Consider the following 16,271-nt stretch of genomic DNA (forward strand, 5'->3'; position numbering starts at 1 on the left):
CGCGCCCTTTACTTTGCTTCTGCCGTGCCTGCCAAGATTCTAAAGTCACGGCCTGATGGTAATGGTCATGGCAGCCTGATCCCAGTCCACCCTGGCTCCCAGGCCCTGGCTGATGACCCGCACCGGCACCATGGTCGTCCCGTTTACCAGGGTGGCCGGCGCAGGAATGTCGACTTTCCGGCCGTCAAAGGTACCGCTGAGAGTACCGATTTTCAGTATAACGGAATGTGCTGCCGTGGTATAGCTGACAGTTTGCGTCGCTTCATTATAGTCTACTTTAGCCCCGAGGGCCTCGCCGATAAAGCGGAAGGGGACCATGGAGGTACCGTTGCCCGTCTGGTAGGGAGCAACCGGCAGCTGTTTGGCGGTGCCGCCCACATAGGCCGTTTTGCTGCCGATTGTTAACTTAATCACCGGCCGCTGCTCCAGGGCCGTCACCCTGGCTTCCAGCTCGGCAATCTGCTTGTTTATGTTATCAAGTTGTCCCTGCAGTTCCCGGGTACGGCTGTCGATATAATTGTCGACATAAGATTTAGTTACCAGGGGGTCCTGGCTGCTGCCCGGCTCCGGTCCTCCGGCCTGGACTGACCGGCCGGCAAAATAAATGCCGGCGAGCATTAGCAGGGACAGGGGCAGGACTACTTTCCAGTTACGCAAGGAAGAATGTTGCATTCCTCCAGGGCCTCCTCACGAAAATAACTTAATCACAAAAATGCACTTAAGGCTTATCTAAACTTAATTCGACACAAAGGGCGAGATTCCTGTTAGCAATTTTGTTGTCCTGACAAGGAGAAATAATTGCAATTTTTTCTCAAGATATAATTCACAAAGTACCTATCTTTATGGTATAATAAAAACGGGGGCAATGAGAGATACTATTTAGCAAAAGAATCTAGTTTTCTGCAATTCCCCCGGTTTACTTATTTATATCGAAGAAGGGAGGCATAAAAATGTTAAAGGACATCCAGCGCAATCTCCTCCGCGAACGCAAGGCGCTCTTGGAGCAGTGGGCCTATGCTTCGGAAAGAGAACGGCCCCACCTGCTCGTCAGGATTATGGACATCGACGAGCAGCTTGAACTGGGCAAAAGCAAAAGCAGGCCCCGGGCCAGGCTTCCCAAGCGAAATGTGGTCTAGGAGGAGTAAAAGGCGCGGTTTTAAGCCGCGCTTTTTTCGTGGATGCCAGCCTGGCAGGCGCAGTCATGACTAGCTGGGGCAATCTCCGGCCATGGGTTTTTCCGGCGACCCGGTCAGGCCGCCGATGCCCCGGAGAATCATCGCCACGGCTTCGGCGGCGACGGCCGCCGGATCCATATCTTGACCACTATCAAAGAAAAGCTGGTGCCCCAGGGCCACTATAAAACCCATGATCAGGCTGGCCGCCAGCCAGGGCGGCACCGGCCGCATTTCACCCCGCCTGGCGGCCGCCTGCAGGTAAGAGGCCAGGCGTTGGAGCATCTCTTGCTTGGCAGCGAAGAGCAAGCGCTGGGTGGCGGCATCGATGGGCGGGTGATCGCTCAAGAGAATTCTGGCAATTTCCCGGTGCGTCTGGAAGTAGCCCAGGCTTTCCCTAAAAAAGCGCTCCAGGAACCCGGTCAGGGTCGGTTCCTGACTTATCTCCTGCAGGTGGTCCAGGTGGTCGTTGAAAAGGTGCAGTAGCAATTGCTGGAAAAGGTCTTTTTTGCTGCGGAAGTACTCGTATACGGTCCCCTTCCCTACTCCGGCGGCCGCAGCTATGTCGGCTATTTTAGCCTGGTAAAAGCCGCGAGTGGCAAAAACCCCGGTGGCAGCGGCCAGGATCTGCTGGCGCTTGTCGCCTGCCGCGCGGTTCATACCTCTCCCCTCCCCCTTTCTCTTGCTTTCCATGCCTGTTATTCAAATCCCGGCACCGGCCTCTCCGGCAGGACCAGGCAATACCGGATGCGTTTTGCCCCGCCGCCGGGTCCTGCCGGAAACCTCCGTACCTATGCCCCTACCCCCTGCCGGCGCCGCGCCGGCGACAGCAGCCGGGCCAGGCGCCGGCCCAGGTCTTCCAGAAGGGTGTACAGCACCGGTACCAGGACCAGGGTCAGCACCGTGGAAGCCATCAAGCCGCCGATAACCGCCGTGGCCAGGCTGGCGTTCATCTCGGCTCCTTCACCGATGCCGGCAGCGAGAGGCAGCATGGCCAGGATTGTGGTCAGAGCCGTCATCAGGATAGGCCGCAGGCGGGTGCGGCCGGCCGTCAAGATAGCCTCCTGCCGCGGTACGCCTTCCCGCCTCAGGATGTTGATGTAGTCCACCAGGACAATGGCGTTGGAGAGTACAATGCCCGCCAGCATGATGATCCCGATAAAGGCGACAACGTTGAAAGTTCTTCCCGTTGCCAGCAGGGCCAGGACCACCCCTGTTAAAGACACCGGGATGGAAAACATGATGATAAAGGGGTGGAAGAAGGATTCAAACTGGGCCGCCATGACCAGGTACACCAGGACTACCGCCAGGAGCAGGGCCTGGCCCAGCTGGCTAAAAGTTTCGTTCATCATCTTGTTCTGGCCGGTGTAATCGATGCTGTAGCCCGGCGGCAGCTTGAGCTGCTCCATCTTCGCCCGCACGTCGCGCAACACTTCGGCCAGGGGGCGGGCGCCGCTTAAATTGGCGGTGATACTGGCCACCCGGTCCTGGTTGTAGCGGTTGATGGTGCTGGGAGTGGTGTCCAGCTTGAGGCTGGCGATCTCTTTTAAAGGCACCTGCACCCCCAGAGGGGACAGCACCGTAAGGTTCTCCAGGTCGGCAATGTTGCGACGGCTGGTTTCGGGCAGGACGACGCGGATGTCGTATTCGTCACCGCCGGTGCGGTAGCGGGTGGCTACCGTGCCGCCTACGGCCGTGGCCACCACCGCACCGACCTGCCCCGCCCCCAGCCGGTACAGGGCGGCCTTTTCCCGGTCGACAGTGATCTCTACCTGGGGACGGCCTTTAGCCAGGCTGTTTTCCACGCCTACCGCGCCCGGCACGGCGGCCACCAGCTGTTGCGCCGCATCAGCAAGCTCTTTCAGGCGCTCCAGGTCGGATCCGTGTATGTCGACCTGCACCGGCGCGCCGCTCATCGCCCCACCGAAGCTGGAAGAGGTAGTGACGTTGATCCTGGCTCCTGCGATTTTACGGACCTGCGCCCGGATAGCCGCCGCCACCTCGGTCGAACTGCGACGGCGCTGCTCCAGCGGCACCAGATTGATATTCAGGCTGGCTGCCTCCGGCGTCTCACCGCTCATAAAGCTGGCCCTGCCGCCGGTACTGCCGATCTGCTGGTAGATGCTCTGGACCTCCGGCTGCTGCCGGGCCACCTGCACCACCTGGTCGGCTACCGCGGCGGTGGCCTCCAGGGTCGAGCCTTTGGGGAGCTCGATGGATACGTTGACGGTTCCTTCGTCGGTGGCCGGCATGAACTCAACCCCCACCGCCGGCACCAGGGCCAGGCTGCCGGCAAAGATGAAGGCCACCGCCGCTACGGTCAGCTTGCGGTGCCGCAGGGCCCAGTTCAGGAAGCGGCTGTAGGCGTTGCTTAAACGCGCCAGCCACAGGCCGTTAACCAGGCTCTGCCAGAAACTCCGGGCTGTCGTGGCCTCCGGGGGCAGGGTGCCGGCCAGGAGGCGGGCCGCTACAGTGGGGGTGACGGTCATGGAGACGGCCAGGGAAGCCATCAGGGAGAAGGCCACCGTCAGGGCCAGGGGGCCGAAAATCTCCCTGGCCATTCCCTCGATAAAGGCGATGGGCAAAAAGACGGATACGGTGGTCAGGGTGGAAGCCACCACGGCCGTGGTCACCTGCCGGGTCCCCGAGACGGCTGCCGCCATGGCTTCCCGGCCCTCCTGGCGGTGGCGGTAGATGTTGTCAAAGACAACAATGGCATCGTCAACCATGCGGCCTATCCCCAGGGAGAGGCCGCCCAGGGTCATCATATTGAGGGTCATCTTGCCAAAATAGAGCAGGACAAAAGTCGTAATTACCGAGATAGGAATGGTGAGGCCGATGACCAGGGTGGCGCGGAAGTTCCGCAGGAAAATGAAAATAATCAGCATGGCCAGCAGCCCGCCGTACAGCATATCCCGGTAAACGCCGCTGATGGCGCTTTCGATGTAGCGGGACTGGTCGACTACCGGCTCCAGGCTTACCCCCGGCGGCAACTCCTTTTGCAGCTCCCTGATAGTTTGTTTAACGGCATGGGCGATCTGTACCGTATTGCCGCTGGTCTGTTTCTGGATGGACAGGCCGATGGCCGGCCGGCCGTTGAAAAGGGCATAGTTCTGCCGCTCGGCATGATAATCCCGTACTTCCGCTATATCGCCCAGGCGCACCGTCCCCGCGGCGGTGGTCAGGGTTACCTGGCGGACCTGGTCCAGGTCTTTAAACTCGCCATCGACCCGGACCAGGACGTCCTTGCCGGCGTCACTGACCTTGCCGGCGGAAAAGGTGCTGTTCTCCGCCTGCAGGGCCTGGACCACCTGGCTGATGGACAAACCGTAGAGCTGCAGCCGGGCCGGGTCTACCAGCACCTGGATCTCGCGTTCCAGGCCGCCGGTGATGTTTACCGAGGCGACGCCGTCCAGACGCTCGAGACGGCTCTTGATGGTGTTTTCCGCCAGGTCTTTCAGCCGCTGCTCGTCCATGTCGCCGTACATGGCCAGGGTCATCACGGGCATCATGTTCGGGTCAAACTTGATGATCATCGGTTTATCTGCTGCCTCGGGTAAAAAGCGCTCAACCTGGTCGACTTTCTCCCGCATATTCAGGGCCGCAAAATCCATATCCTGGCCCCAGTTGAACTCCAGCAGGACCACGGAAGTGCCGGACATACTGTATGATTGAATATTTTTGACTCCCTGGACCGTGCCCAGCACGTCTTCCAGGGGTTTAGTAATGGTCTTTTCAATTTCTTCCGGCCCGGCACCCCGGTAGGTGGTAATCACCGCGGCGTAGGGCAGGTTCAAATCGGGCAGGAGGTCTATCTGCAAGCGTGCCAGGGACACGGCCCCCAGGATGAACGCCACCAGGACGGCCACGGTTACCGCTACCGGGCGCCTGACCAGTGCCTGAAGCCAGTTCATGCCCCCGCACCCCCGTTTACAATTTCCACCGGCTGACCTTCACTGACGAAGTCCTGGCCTTTCACGATAACGCTGTCCTGGTCAGTCAGCCCCTTGACGATCTCGACGTTTTTATCGTCTGCTATACCGGTGGTGACTACCCGGCCTGCCGCCTTGCCTTCAACGACTGTGTAGACTATGTCCTGGGCGCCGCGCTTGACCACGGCGTTTTTGGGGACCAGGAGGGCATTATTTACCTGCCTGGTAGTGTAGATAACCGTGGCGGCCATACCCGGCTTGACTCCAGCAGGGGCACCGGGAAGGCTGATTTTGACTTTAAAAACCCGGGAGCGTTCGTCGGCCGCCGGGCTGACGCTGGCGACCCTACCTTTCAGGGCTTCTGCCGCTGCCGCAGGCACCTCCACGGTTACCTCCCGGCCCGGCTGGAGGTAGTTGACATCCTGTTCGGTAACGCCTATCTCCACCTGGCGGTCGCCGGAAGTCACCAGGGTGACCACCGCTCCCTGGGCCAGGGCGCCGGGCTCCAGCAGGCGCGCCGCTACTTCCCCGCTCACCGGCGCCTTGATGTATGTATTCTCCAGGGCTACCTCGGCCTGGCGTACGGCCGCCTCGGCGGCGGCGACCTGGGCGCGGGAGGCCGCCAGGGAGGCGCGGGCTACAGCCAGGTCTTCCTGGCTGACGGCCGCGGCTGTGCGGGCAGCGTCCAACTGCTGCTGGGAAGCTGCGCCCTGGTCGAACAACGCCTGGGTGCGTTTCAGGTTGGTTTCATCCAGCCCCGCCCTGACTTCCGCCTGCTTCACCCGGGCGTCAGCCTGGTCCAGGCCGAGGCGCGCCTGCTCCAGGTTCGCCCTTGCCTGCTGCACGCGCGCTTCCAGGTCGCTGTTTTCTAATTCTGCTATTATTTGCCCCTGGACCACTTTATCCCCGACATCCACGCGAATAGACTTTATCTTCCCCGGGCTGGCGGCCATTACCTGGATAGTGGCCCCTGCCTGGACCAGGCCGCTTACCCGCACCGGCAGGGCGATACTGCCCCGCCTGACCGGCGCCAGCTCCACCGGCACCCGTGGTGTTTCCTCCTGGCCTGCCGGATTTTTGCCACAGCCACCTAAAGTTACAGCCAGGAGGAAAAGGGCCATGATAACGCCGGCGCAGTTCCTTTTTAGCCTCACGGTTACAACTCCCCCATCTCTAAATTGACCGGATGGTCGGTCACTATTCGGATTTATAGTAGCATCAGCTGGTAAGATAATCAATGCTTGCCATCAATTTTGAACAAAATTTCTCGCATATAAGCTCGCATATAAAAAATAAGAAGAGGCAAGTCGTTGCGCATCTACTTGCCTCTTCCGGTAAAATCCTCACCGGCCCGGGCGTCGGCCTTCCCAGAAATTGCCCTGCTTTAAAACGTCGAGCATGGTCAGGGCCTTGCCTGTCCCCAGGGCTACACAGGAAACGGGATCGTCGGCCACATGCACCGGCAGTCCCGTCTCTTCGCTTAAAGTTATGTCCAGGCCGTGGAGAAGGCTGCCCCCGCCGGTCATGACGATACCTTTGTTCACCAGGTCCGCCGCCAGCTCCGGCGGCGTTTTTTCCAGTACTTCTTTTACTGCCCCGGTAATCTGCTGCAGGGGCTCCTGGATGGCAGCGTAGATTTCCCTGGAAGTGATCTTTACCGTTTTGGGCAGGCCGGTTACCAGGTCGCGGCCGCGGACATCCATACTGGCTTCGGCCCGGGACGAAGGATGGGCCGTACCAATGTTGATCTTTAATTCCTCGGCGCTGCGCTCGCCGATCATCAGGTTGTGCTCGCGGCGGATATAACGGACAATGGCTTCATCGAGCTTGTCCCCGGCCACCCGTAAAGAATTGCTGCAGACAATACCTCCAAGGGAGAGAACGGCGATGTCGGTGGTCCCCCCGCCGATATCCACCACCATGGAACCGCTGGGTTCGGCAATGTCCAGACCGGCACCCAGGGCCGCCGCCAGGGGTTCTTCAATGACATAGGCCTGCCTGGCCCCGGCCTGGAGGGCCGCCTGGCGTACCGCGCGCTCCTCCACGCTGGTAACCCCGGAGGGGATGCAGACCATCACCCGCGGCCGGAGCAGTCCCTGGCGGCCGCAGGCTTTTTCTATAAAATAGCGCAGCATTTTTTCGGTACTGTCGTAGTCGGCAATTACCCCGTCCCTTAATGGGCGCAGGGCGATGATATTTCCCGGTGTACGGCCCAGCATGCGCCGGGCTTCTTCCCCAACGGCAAAAATCTGGCCGTTATCCCGGTTAAGGGCTACCACCGAAGGTTCGCGTAACACAATCCCCTTACCCTGCACATATACCAGAACAGTGGCTGTCCCCAAATCGATGCCGATATCCTGATGACCCAGGCCAAACATTAATCTTTCTCCCTTCCTCTCCCAGCACAATATTGTTAATTATTCTCCAGAAGAGGAAAGAATTCCTTTCGGCCTTTCAGGAAACCCGGGGTTCTTTATATTTTTTTCTGGTAGCTTCCCCACCCCGCAGGTGCCGCTCGGCTTTGTTGGCGTTGAGCACCGCTCGTACCTCCCGGGCCAGGTTCTTATTAAGGCGCGGCAGGCGTTCGGTAACATCCTTGTGCACGGTGCTTTTGCTGACATTAAAAACAGTAGCCGCCTGGCGGACAGTACATCGGTACTCCACGATGTAGGCGGCTATTTGCAATACCCTCTCCTGGATATAATCCTGCATGGGGCAGCCTCCCAATTTCAACTCCGCTATAATTTTATTGGCAGGCTGCCGAAAAAAGAACTTATTGCAGGGCGGAAACCGGATCGATGGCCTTGCCGTTTTTTAGTAATTCCAGGTGCAGGTGGGCTGAGGTTCCGGCTTCGGCCGTACCCGGATCACCCAGCTCTCCCAGGACGGTACCTGCCTGAACCTTATCTCCCTTGGCGACCTTGATGCTGCTTAAGTGGGCATAGACGAGCTGATAGCCGTTGTCCAGGTCGAGAATCAGGCGGTAACGCCACGCCTCGCTGTGCTCTACCTGCTTCACCACCCCGGCAGCGGCGGCTTTAACCTCGCTGCCAGCCGGGGCTTCCAGGTCTACCCCAGGGTGGAAGCGGTAATCGCCAAAGGCCGGGGCATAGGTAAAGCCGTAGCCCTTGCCCATTTTCCCGGCAACGGGCAGGGCCAGGGAAGGCAGGGCCTCGGCTTGGCCGTCCTCTTCCGTTGCCGTAGCCGGGGCAGCATGGGCCCCGGTTTGCCCCTTGAGGTCAGGAGGCACGGTGGTAGAACCGGCAAGGGGTTCCCGGGGTGCCGGCGTTCCCTGGGGGGCCGGTTGCTCAGCTAAGGTGAAGGTCTGGATGGCGGACTTTTTGAACACGGCGTCGTTGGTAACCAGGTAGTAGGTACCGCAAAAGAGAAGGACCAGCAGTACCATGTAGAGGCCGCGACGTTTTAATGCCCGCTCAAGCCTCCCAAGGTTTCCCTGTCCGGCCAAGGGGTTCCGTGGTAAAAGTTTTTTCCATGAGGCCAGAATCTTCAGCATGTGGTTGCATCACCTCAGCTGGATTCTGCCCCATTTTTTGGCATTTAATACCTAAAAAATGCTTGGCTGTCGAAATAATGCCTCATCGATTTTCGATTTTTACCCCCCGGTAGTAGTAGGTAAGGATCTCGGCGAAGTTTTTGCCCTCCCTGGCCATACCGTTGGCGCCGTACTGGCTCATGCCTACGCCGTGACCGTAACCGGTAGTGTCGAAAATGATGCGGTCCCCCTGGACCTGCCAGGTGAAATCGGTTGAAGGCAGGCCCAGGAGCTGCCGTAACTCAGTGGCGGCAAAGGTCTTGTTACCGATTTTTATGGTCTTGATGCGGCCGGTGGCGGTCTTTTCCAGAACCTTCATGGCCGTACCCGCGGGCGGGTTTACGGCTGCTGCCGGCACGGCCTTGAGGTTTACCCCCAGCTTCCGGTCCATTTCTTCCAGGGTCAAGGCGATGGTGGTCTGGTAGCGGGGGGCTTCCTTATCCCAGGGGGAGGGTACGCTCTGAAGGTAGGGCAGGTCCCGGCCCCAAACGGCAGCAGCGCTTTCCGTCCGGCCGCCGCTATTGGCATGGTAAACGGGATCAATGAGCTTGCCCTGGTAGGTCAGGACCATCCCCTGGGTGGCCCGAACGGCTTCCTGGATTTTGCTTTTATAGCGCCAGAAATTAAAGAAACCCCAGCGCTGCCGCAAAACGTCATCAGCGGCAAAAGCCTGGCAGTGGGCCGGGTCGGTGCATATATCAGCACCTGGATGGTGGTCGTCGGGCTTGATTTTGGCTTCTTCTATCTTTTTGAGGGTATAGGTCCGGGCGGCTACGGCCTGGGCTTTGAGGGCTTCCGGCTCAAAGTCGGCCGGCATTTCCCCGGCCACTACCCCGGTTATATACTGCTCCAGGGGAATGATCTTAATATCACCGTTCTGGTGAAAGTAGACCCGCACCAGCTGCTGACCCGCCTGGACCCGGACCGGCGGCTGGAAAATGCGGATGCCTTCAATAATAATGGCCGGCAGGATAATTACGGCCGCAAAAATTAAGATAATAAAAATGCCCATTACTTTACGCATGGTGCTCCCCCTCCGGTGGGCTTAAGGTTTTGTCCACCTGCTATGTCCATGTATATGTGGGCTTGACCAAAAAAAGACCGCCCCCACAGGCGGTCAGCATAAAAACAAAAATCCGGCGCCACGCCGGATATCTCTACCTTTCTTCCCGGCTAATCTTCGCTCCCAGGGCCTGGAACTTGCCCACCAGGTCCTCATAGCCCCGGTCAATGTGATGGACGCAGGAAATTACCGTCTCCCCTTCAGCCATGAGGCCGGCGATGACCAGGGCGGCACCGGCCCGCAGGTCGGTGGCCTTGACCGGCGCCCCGACAAGCTTTTCTCTGCCTTTCACCACGGCACAGTGGCCCTCAATGACGATGCTGGCTCCCATACGCTTTAGCTCATTGACATGCATGAAGCGGTTTTCAAAGACCGTCTCGGTGACAACGCTGCTGCCGCGGGCCGTCGTGAGAAGGGCCATGAACTGGGCCTGCATGTCCGTGGGAAAGCCGGGATAAGGCATGGTCTTGATGTCTACAGCCTTCAAGGGCAGTTTTGCCCGCACCCTGATGCCGCCGTCCTCCTCGGAAAGTTCGGCCCCGGCTTCTGCGAGCTTGGCCATGACGGCCTTCAGGTGGGTGGAAATGACGTTCTCCAGGAACACGTCACCCCCGGTGGCGGCTGCGGCAATCATGTAGGTGCCGGCCTCCACCCGGTCGGGGATGACAGCGTGGCGGGCGCCGTGAAGTTCCCTGACACCTTCGATCTTGATAACCCTGGTACCGGCGCCGCTGATGCGGCCGCCCATGGCGTTGATGAAGTTGGCCAGGTCGACAATCTCGGGCTCGCCGGCGGCGTTCTCGATGATGGTCGTCCCTTCGGCCAGGGCGGCGGCCATCATGATGTTTTCCGTTGCCCCGACGCTGGGAAAATCCAGGTAAATGGACGCTCCCTTCAGGCGCCCGGCCTCAGCCTCAACGCTGCCATTGTTAACCCGAATGCTGGCCCCCAGGGCAGCCATGCCTTTAAGATGCAGGTCGATGGGCCTGGCGCCTATGGCGCAACCGCCGGGCAGGGATACCCTCACCCGGCCCAGGCGCGCCAGCAGCGGGCCCATAACCAGGAAGGAAGCCCGCATGCGGCGGACAAATTCATAGGGTGGCTCTACTTTGTTTAAAGATGCGGCCGCCACCCTTAAATTCTTTACCCCTTCGGGGTAAACTTCGGCCCCCATTTCGCCAATAACCTCGCACATGGTCTCTACATCAGCCAGGCGGGGAATATCCTCCAGGTAACATTCATCCTCAGTAAGCAGGCAGGCTGCAATAATGGGTAGCACAGCGTTTTTGGCGCCGCTGATGGCTACCCGTCCGTGAAGGCGCGACCGGCCTTGAACGACGATTGCCTCCAATTTCCCTTGGCCCCTTTGGCTATAAAGCTTATTTAAATTCTATTATAACATATATCGGCTAATACTCGCCACCTAAAAGGGGAGAGCCTAAATACATATACGTGTTGCCATCGGCGGCGTGGTAGCGCAGGGCCACGTTAGCGTTCACCGGACGACCGGCTACTTCCAGGGAGCGGGGCAACCGGGGTGAGTAGGCGCTGATGGAGAGGAGTTCACCATCTTCTACGCCCTCGACCTTTTCGGCTTTAAGGGCGTCCAGGACGGCCCTGGCCCGCTGCTCCCTTTCTGCCGGTGAAAGTTTCCCGGGAATAACGCCGGTCAGGGTGTAGGTAAGGTGGGGTTCCACCTGCCAGGACCGGAAAGCCGCCTTCACCCTTTCCTGCCAGGCCAGTATCTCCCTTTCACCCTCCCGGGGCCGGCCTTCAAGGTTGATGAGGAGGTAAGTCTCACCTCCCTCCCCCGTTCCGGCCAGGCTCTGGAGAGAAAAAAACAGGGCCACCCCCGGCTGCAACTCCCCTTGCCAGTACAGGGCGTGAAAACCGGCGTCATCCTGTCTGGTAAAATTCGTTATACCCTCCAGCCCCAGAGCGGTTGCCGCCCGGCCGGCCAGGTCGCGAAGGGCCTCGCTGTCCATAAAAGTAGAATTAAGGCTGCCCCATGCTTCCAGGGCCATGGTATCCAGGCGGGCTCCGCCGGCGATAAAGGCGTTAAATAAAAGGTGGGGTACCTGGTTCTCCCCGTCCACAGCCTGTCGGATACTGGTAGCGTTTTTACCTGAAGCTAAGAGTTGCCGCGGCCCCGGTAATAACAGATGCCCGGCCAGGGCCAGACCCCCGATGAAGCTCACGAGGAAAAGTATTAGCAGGACGATCTTGAATTGAAAAGGCAGAGAATTAAATAAAAACCGGCGCAAATTAAATGCCCCCTTGCAGAAATAGGTTCATACCTATTCTTGCCAGGGGGCTAGAGGAATAAACTATCAGAGGGCGCCCGCGGCCTTGAGGCGGGCTACGGCCCGCTGCAGGGCGGCCTCGGCCCGGGCCACATCCAGGCCGGGCGGCCGTTCCCGCAGGCGCCTTTCGGCCCTCTCTTTCGCCCGGCGCGCCCGCTCCACATCGATTTCTGCCGCCTTTTCCGCCGTATCTGCCAGGATGACAGCATGCTCCGGCCCGGCTTCCAGGAAACCGCCCGACACGGCCAGACGCTCCTCCCCGCCGCCGTGCTGGCGATAGGTTACCACCCCGGCCTTAAGGGGGGTAATGAGGGGGGCATGGCCGGGCAAAATGCCCAGGTAGCCCATGAGGCCCGGCGCGACAACGCCTTCAGCCTCTGTCTTTAAGGTCACCCTCTCGGGAGTAATAACCTCCAGTTTCAGAGGGGCCATTTACATCATCTCCTGCCCCTTCTTTACGGCTTCGTCAATGGTCCCGACCATATAGAAGGCCTGTTCGGGCAAGTTGTCGTGACGGCCCTCCAGGATCTCCTTGAAGCCGCGGATGGTTTCTTTTAATGGCACGTAGACGCCGGGCTGGCCGGTAAAGGCCTCCGCCACGTGGAAGGGCTGGGAGAGGAAGCGCTGTATTTTACGCGCCCGGGCCACGACAAGCTTGTCGTCTTCCGAGAGTTCATCCATGCCCAGGATGGCGATGATGTCCTGGAGCTCCTTGTAGCGCTGCAGGATGCGCTGCACGCCCCGGGCCACCTGGTAGTGCTCTTCGCCCACGATCCTGGGGTCGAGGATGCGGGAAGTGGAATCCAGGGGGTCCACGGCCGGATAGATGCCCAGCTCGGCGATCTGCCGGGAAAGCACCGTGGTGGCGTCCAGGTGGGCAAAGGTCGTCGCCGGCGCCGGGTCGGTCAGGTCGTCGGCCGGGACGTAAATGGCCTGGACGGAGGTTATGGAGCCCTTTTTGGTGGAAGTGATGCGCTCCTGGAGGGCACCCATCTCCGTGGCCAGGGTGGGCTGGTAACCCACGGCCGAAGGCATGCGTCCCAGGAGGGCAGATACTTCGGAGCCGGCCTGGACAAAACGGAAAATATTATCGATAAAGAGGAGGACGTCCTGACCTTCGGCGTCCCGGAAATACTCGGCCATGGTCAGGCCCGTCAGACCCACTCGCAGGCGGGCCCCCGGGGGCTCGTTCATCTGGCCGAAGACTAGGGCCGTTTTCTCCAGGACTCCGGATTCTTTCATTTCCAGGTAGAGGTCGTTGCCTTCACGGGTGCGCTCGCCGACACCGGCGAAGACGGAAAAGCCGCCGTGCTCGTAGGCAATATTGCGGATGAGCTCCATGATGAGGACCGTCTTGCCCACGCCGGCACCGCCGAAAAGGCCGATTTTACCTCCCTTGGCGTAGGGGGCCAGCAGGTCAACTACTTTAATGCCTGTCTCCAGGATTTCCGTCGACGGCTGCTGTTCCTCGAAGGATGGTGCCGGCCGGTGGATGGGCAGCCGCTCCGTGGCTTCTACCGGGCCCTGGTTGTCAATGGGTTCTCCCAGGACGTTAAACAGCCGGCCTAACGTCGCCCGACCTACCGGCACGGTGATGGGAGCGCCGGTATCCACGGCCTTCATCCCCCGCTGCAGGCCGTCGGTGGAAGACAGGGCCACGCAGCGCACGGTATTGTTGCCCAGGTGCTGCATGGCTTCCATGGTGATATTGATCTTGTCATTCTTGATGGTAATGGCGTTATACAGGTCGGGCAGCTGGTCGCTGGCAAATTCCACGTCAACTACCGGGCCGATTACCTGTACTACCTGTCCCTCGTTCAATCCATATCCCCTCCTTTACTTCAGAGCGTCGGCGCCGGCCACAACCTCGACGATCTCCCTGGTGATGGCCGCCTGGCGGGCGCGGTTGAAGGATAGGGTTAATTTATCGATCATTTCGGCTGCGTTCTCGGTAGCGTTGTCCATGGCCGTCATTCTGGCGCCGTGCTCGCTGGCCTTGGCCTCCAGGAGGGCCTGGTAGACCTTGATCTCGCAGTAACGGGGCAGCAGGGCCTTTAAGACCTCGGCAGGGGAGGGTTCATAAATATAGTCCCCGCCGCCCCCCCTGGACGCGCTGGCTTTGATGGGCAGCAAGCGGTCGATCCGGGGTACCTGGCGGAGGGCGGAGTAGAAACGGGTATAGATGAGGTTTACCTCATCCACGGTTCCCTCCAGGTACAGCTCCACCAGCTGGCGGGCCAGTTCGCGGGCCTGGATGAGGTCCGGTTCATCGCCGATATCGGTAAAGGACCGGACTATCTCCACCCGGCGGCGGCGGAAGTAGTCCCTTCCTTTCCGGCCCACGGTCACCAGGGCCACCGGGCGCTCATCCGCCTGCAGGCGTTCTTCCGCCAGGCGGATGAGGTTGGCATTATAGCCGCCGGCCAGGCCCCGATCGCCGGTAATCAGCACGTAGCCGGCTCTTTTGACTTCCCTGGTTGCCGCCAGGGGCTGGGTCTCCGGATCCACGGCCCCCATGAGGCGGCCGATGACTTCCTCAAGTTTCTCGGCGTAGGGCCGGGCTGCCGTGACCTGGGCCTGGGCCTTGCGCAGTTTGGCCGCCGCCACCATCTTCATGGCCCGGGTAATATGCTGGGTGCTCCTGATGCTGCGGATACGGCGCTTCAGGTCACGCATATTGGGCATGCCGGCTCACCACCTTATACTGTCCCGGCAGCGGCGAAGCTGCTCTTGAATTCTTCTATGCTTTTCTTCAGCTGCTCCTGGAGCTCATCGTCCAGCTGGCGTTTTTCCCGGATGCCGGTGAGAATCTCCGGGTGCATGCTGTGCAGGAAGCGTAAAAATTCCTTTTCGAAGGGCCGTACCCTTTCTACCGGCAGGTCATCCAGGAACCCGTTAACGGCCGCGTAGAGAACCGCCACCTGTTCTTCCACCGGCATGGGCTGGTACTGGTCCTGTTTTAAAATCTCCATCATGCGCTCGCCGCGGGCGAGGCGCGCCTGGGTGGTCTTGTCCAGGTCGGAGCCGAACTGGGCGAAGGCCGCCAGCTCGCGGTACTGGGCCAGATCCAGGCGCAGGCGGCCGGCCACCTGTTTCATGGCTTTGATCTGGGCCGCGCCCCCCACCCGGGACACCGACAGGCCCACGTTGACGGCCGGGCGCTGGCCGGCGTAGAAGAGGTCGGACTCCAGGTAGATCTGGCCGTCGGTGATGGATATGACGTTGGTGGGAATATAGGCCGACACGTCCCCGGCCTGGGTTTCAATTATGGGCAGGGCCGTCAGGGACCCGCCCCCCATGGCGTCGTTCAGGCGGGCCGCTCGTTCCAGCAGGCGGGAATGGAGGTAGAAGACGTCGCCCGGGTAGGCCTCCCGTCCCGGCGGCCGCCTCAGCAGCAGGGAAAGTTCACGGTAGGCGGCGGCGTGTTTGGACAGGTCGTCGTAGATGCAGAGGACATCCCGGTGCTGCTCGTACATGAAATACTCGCCCATGGCGCAGCCGGCATAGGGAGCGATGTAGAGCATGGGCGCCGGCTCGCTGGCCGTTGCCGAGACGACAATAGTATAATCCATGGCCCCGGCTTCCTCCAGGCGCTGGACGACGCCCGCCACAGTGGAAGCCTTCTGGCCTATGGCCACATAGATGCAGATGACGTTCTGCCCTTTTTGATTGATGATGGTGTCCACGGCGATGGCCGTTTTGCCCGTCTGGCGGTCGCCGATAATCAATTCCCGCTGACCGCGGCCGATGGGGATCATGGAATCAACGGCCTTAAGGCCCGTCTGAAGGGGGGTATTCACCGGCTGGCGGTAAACGACGCCCGGCGCCGGCGATTCTACCGGCCGGAACTTTTCCGTCTTGATGGGCCCCTTGCCGTCAATGGGCTGGCCCATGGCGTTGACTACCCGGCCGATCAGGGCTTCCCCTACCGGCACTTCGACAATGCGACCGGTGCGTTTGACCTGGTCTCCTTCTTTGATGTGCGTGTAAGGGCCCAGGACCACGGCGCCGACGTTGTCTTCTTCCAGGTTCAGGACCATGCCGTAGACATTGCCGGGAAACTCCAGCAGCTCGCCGGCCATGGCCCGCTCCAGGCCGTAGATGCGGGCGATGCCATCACCGACCTGGGTGATGATCCCCGTATCGGCTACTTCTACTTCCAGCTGGTACTGTTCGATCTGGTTCTTGAGAATACTGGTTATTTCATCGGGCCGGATGCTCAAGACTGCTTTTCACCCCTTTGCACCT

15 protein-coding genes are annotated in these 16,271 nt (G+C 60.1%); 1 reads left to right on the plus strand and 14 read right to left on the minus strand.

All coding sequences use genetic code 11. The annotated features are described in order from the left end of the window. Positions 1-45 precede the first annotated feature (45 nt). Positions 46-672 (minus strand): copper amine oxidase N-terminal domain-containing protein, encoded by a 627-nt coding sequence (locus MCACP_RS13365; RefSeq protein WP_406677237.1) that lies wholly within the window; start codon positions 670-672, stop codon positions 46-48. A gap of 278 nt (positions 673-950) precedes the next feature. Here MCACP_RS13365 and MCACP_RS13370 point away from each other — a divergent pair, with 278 nt between their 5' ends. Next, a complete protein-coding gene (locus MCACP_RS13370; RefSeq protein ID WP_141263325.1) occupies positions 951-1,136 on the plus strand; it encodes a hypothetical protein in 186 nt (61 codons plus the stop codon). 69 nt (positions 1,137-1,205) lie between these two features. Here MCACP_RS13370 and MCACP_RS13375 read toward each other — a convergent pair whose 3' ends face one another. From MCACP_RS13375 to atpA, 13 genes are all read right to left on the minus strand, one after another. Further along, on the minus strand, positions 1,206-1,832 hold the full coding sequence (locus MCACP_RS13375; RefSeq protein WP_406677238.1) for a TetR/AcrR family transcriptional regulator: 627 nt from the start codon (positions 1,830-1,832) through the stop codon (positions 1,206-1,208). 131 nt (positions 1,833-1,963) lie between these two features. Next, on the minus strand, positions 1,964-5,086 hold the full coding sequence (locus tag MCACP_RS13380) for an efflux RND transporter permease subunit (protein WP_406677239.1): 3,123 nt from the start codon (positions 5,084-5,086) through the stop codon (positions 1,964-1,966). Next, complete coding sequence (locus tag MCACP_RS13385; protein WP_406677240.1) at positions 5,083-6,258, minus strand: efflux RND transporter periplasmic adaptor subunit; 1,176 nt, start codon at positions 6,256-6,258, stop codon at positions 5,083-5,085. Before MCACP_RS13385 ends, MCACP_RS13380 begins: the two co-directional genes overlap by 4 nt. Before the next feature lie 189 nt (positions 6,259-6,447). After that, positions 6,448-7,482 carry a rod shape-determining protein gene (locus MCACP_RS13390; RefSeq protein WP_406677241.1) on the minus strand — a complete coding sequence of 345 codons (1,035 nt, stop codon included), beginning with the start codon at positions 7,480-7,482 and terminating at the stop codon, positions 6,448-6,450. A 76-nt stretch (positions 7,483-7,558) separates the two neighbouring features. Beyond that, positions 7,559-7,816, minus strand: a complete 258-nt coding sequence (gene spoIIID / locus MCACP_RS13395) for a sporulation transcriptional regulator SpoIIID (RefSeq protein WP_406677242.1) — start codon at positions 7,814-7,816, stop codon at positions 7,559-7,561. A 61-nt stretch (positions 7,817-7,877) separates the two neighbouring features. Further along, positions 7,878-8,510 (minus strand): M23 family metallopeptidase, encoded by a 633-nt coding sequence (locus MCACP_RS13400; RefSeq protein ID WP_406677243.1) that lies wholly within the window; start codon positions 8,508-8,510, stop codon positions 7,878-7,880. 190 nt (positions 8,511-8,700) lie between these two features. Then, positions 8,701-9,681, minus strand: coding sequence for a stage II sporulation protein D (spoIID, locus tag MCACP_RS13405; protein ID WP_406677244.1), 981 nt, complete (start codon positions 9,679-9,681; stop codon positions 8,701-8,703). Positions 9,682-9,814: 133 nt separating this feature from the next. Beyond that, positions 9,815-11,071 carry a UDP-N-acetylglucosamine 1-carboxyvinyltransferase gene (murA, locus tag MCACP_RS13410; RefSeq protein WP_406677245.1) on the minus strand — a complete coding sequence of 419 codons (1,257 nt, stop codon included), beginning with the start codon at positions 11,069-11,071 and terminating at the stop codon, positions 9,815-9,817. Positions 11,072-11,129: 58 nt separating this feature from the next. Beyond that, a complete protein-coding gene (locus tag MCACP_RS13415) occupies positions 11,130-11,984 on the minus strand; it encodes a YwmB family TATA-box binding protein (RefSeq protein ID WP_406677246.1) in 855 nt (284 codons plus the stop codon). 66 nt (positions 11,985-12,050) lie between these two features. Then, on the minus strand, positions 12,051-12,455 hold the full coding sequence (locus MCACP_RS13420; RefSeq protein WP_406677247.1) for a F0F1 ATP synthase subunit epsilon: 405 nt from the start codon (positions 12,453-12,455) through the stop codon (positions 12,051-12,053). Further along, positions 12,456-13,844 carry a F0F1 ATP synthase subunit beta gene (gene atpD, locus MCACP_RS13425; RefSeq protein WP_406677248.1) on the minus strand — a complete coding sequence of 463 codons (1,389 nt, stop codon included), beginning with the start codon at positions 13,842-13,844 and terminating at the stop codon, positions 12,456-12,458. Positions 13,845-13,859: 15 nt separating this feature from the next. After that, positions 13,860-14,708: an ATP synthase F1 subunit gamma gene (gene atpG / locus MCACP_RS13430; RefSeq protein WP_406677249.1), complete on the minus strand. Its 849-nt coding sequence runs from the start codon at positions 14,706-14,708 to the stop codon at positions 13,860-13,862. Between the two features lie 14 nt (positions 14,709-14,722). Next, positions 14,723-16,246 carry a F0F1 ATP synthase subunit alpha gene (gene atpA / locus MCACP_RS13435; protein ID WP_406677250.1) on the minus strand — a complete coding sequence of 508 codons (1,524 nt, stop codon included), beginning with the start codon at positions 16,244-16,246 and terminating at the stop codon, positions 14,723-14,725. Positions 16,247-16,271: the final 25 nt, after the last annotated feature.

It is taken from the genome of Neomoorella carbonis, from assembly GCF_045278715.1.
In the GTDB taxonomy this organism is placed as follows: domain Bacteria; phylum Bacillota; class DSM-521; order Neomoorellales; family Neomoorellaceae; genus Neomoorella; species Neomoorella carbonis.

Coding starts and splice junctions, on each gene's coding strand:
- MCACP_RS13365 (WP_406677237.1), bottom strand. CDS start 672: ATGCAACATTCTTCCTTGCGTAACTGGAAAGTAGTCCTGCCCCTGTCC.
- MCACP_RS13370 (WP_141263325.1), top strand. CDS start 951: ATGTTAAAGGACATCCAGCGCAATCTCCTCCGCGAACGCAAGGCGCTC.
- MCACP_RS13375 (WP_406677238.1), bottom strand. CDS start 1,832: ATGAACCGCGCGGCAGGCGACAAGCGCCAGCAGATCCTGGCCGCTGCC.
- MCACP_RS13380 (WP_406677239.1), bottom strand. CDS start 5,086: ATGAACTGGCTTCAGGCACTGGTCAGGCGCCCGGTAGCGGTAACCGTG.
- MCACP_RS13390 (WP_406677241.1), bottom strand. CDS start 7,482: ATGTTTGGCCTGGGTCATCAGGATATCGGCATCGATTTGGGGACAGCC.
- spoIIID (WP_406677242.1), bottom strand. CDS start 7,816: ATGCAGGATTATATCCAGGAGAGGGTATTGCAAATAGCCGCCTACATC.
- MCACP_RS13400 (WP_406677243.1), bottom strand. CDS start 8,510: ATGGTACTGCTGGTCCTTCTCTTTTGCGGTACCTACTACCTGGTTACC.
- spoIID (WP_406677244.1), bottom strand. CDS start 9,681: ATGCGTAAAGTAATGGGCATTTTTATTATCTTAATTTTTGCGGCCGTA.
- MCACP_RS13420 (WP_406677247.1), bottom strand. CDS start 12,455: ATGGCCCCTCTGAAACTGGAGGTTATTACTCCCGAGAGGGTGACCTTA.
- atpG (WP_406677249.1), bottom strand. CDS start 14,708: ATGCCCAATATGCGTGACCTGAAGCGCCGTATCCGCAGCATCAGGAGC.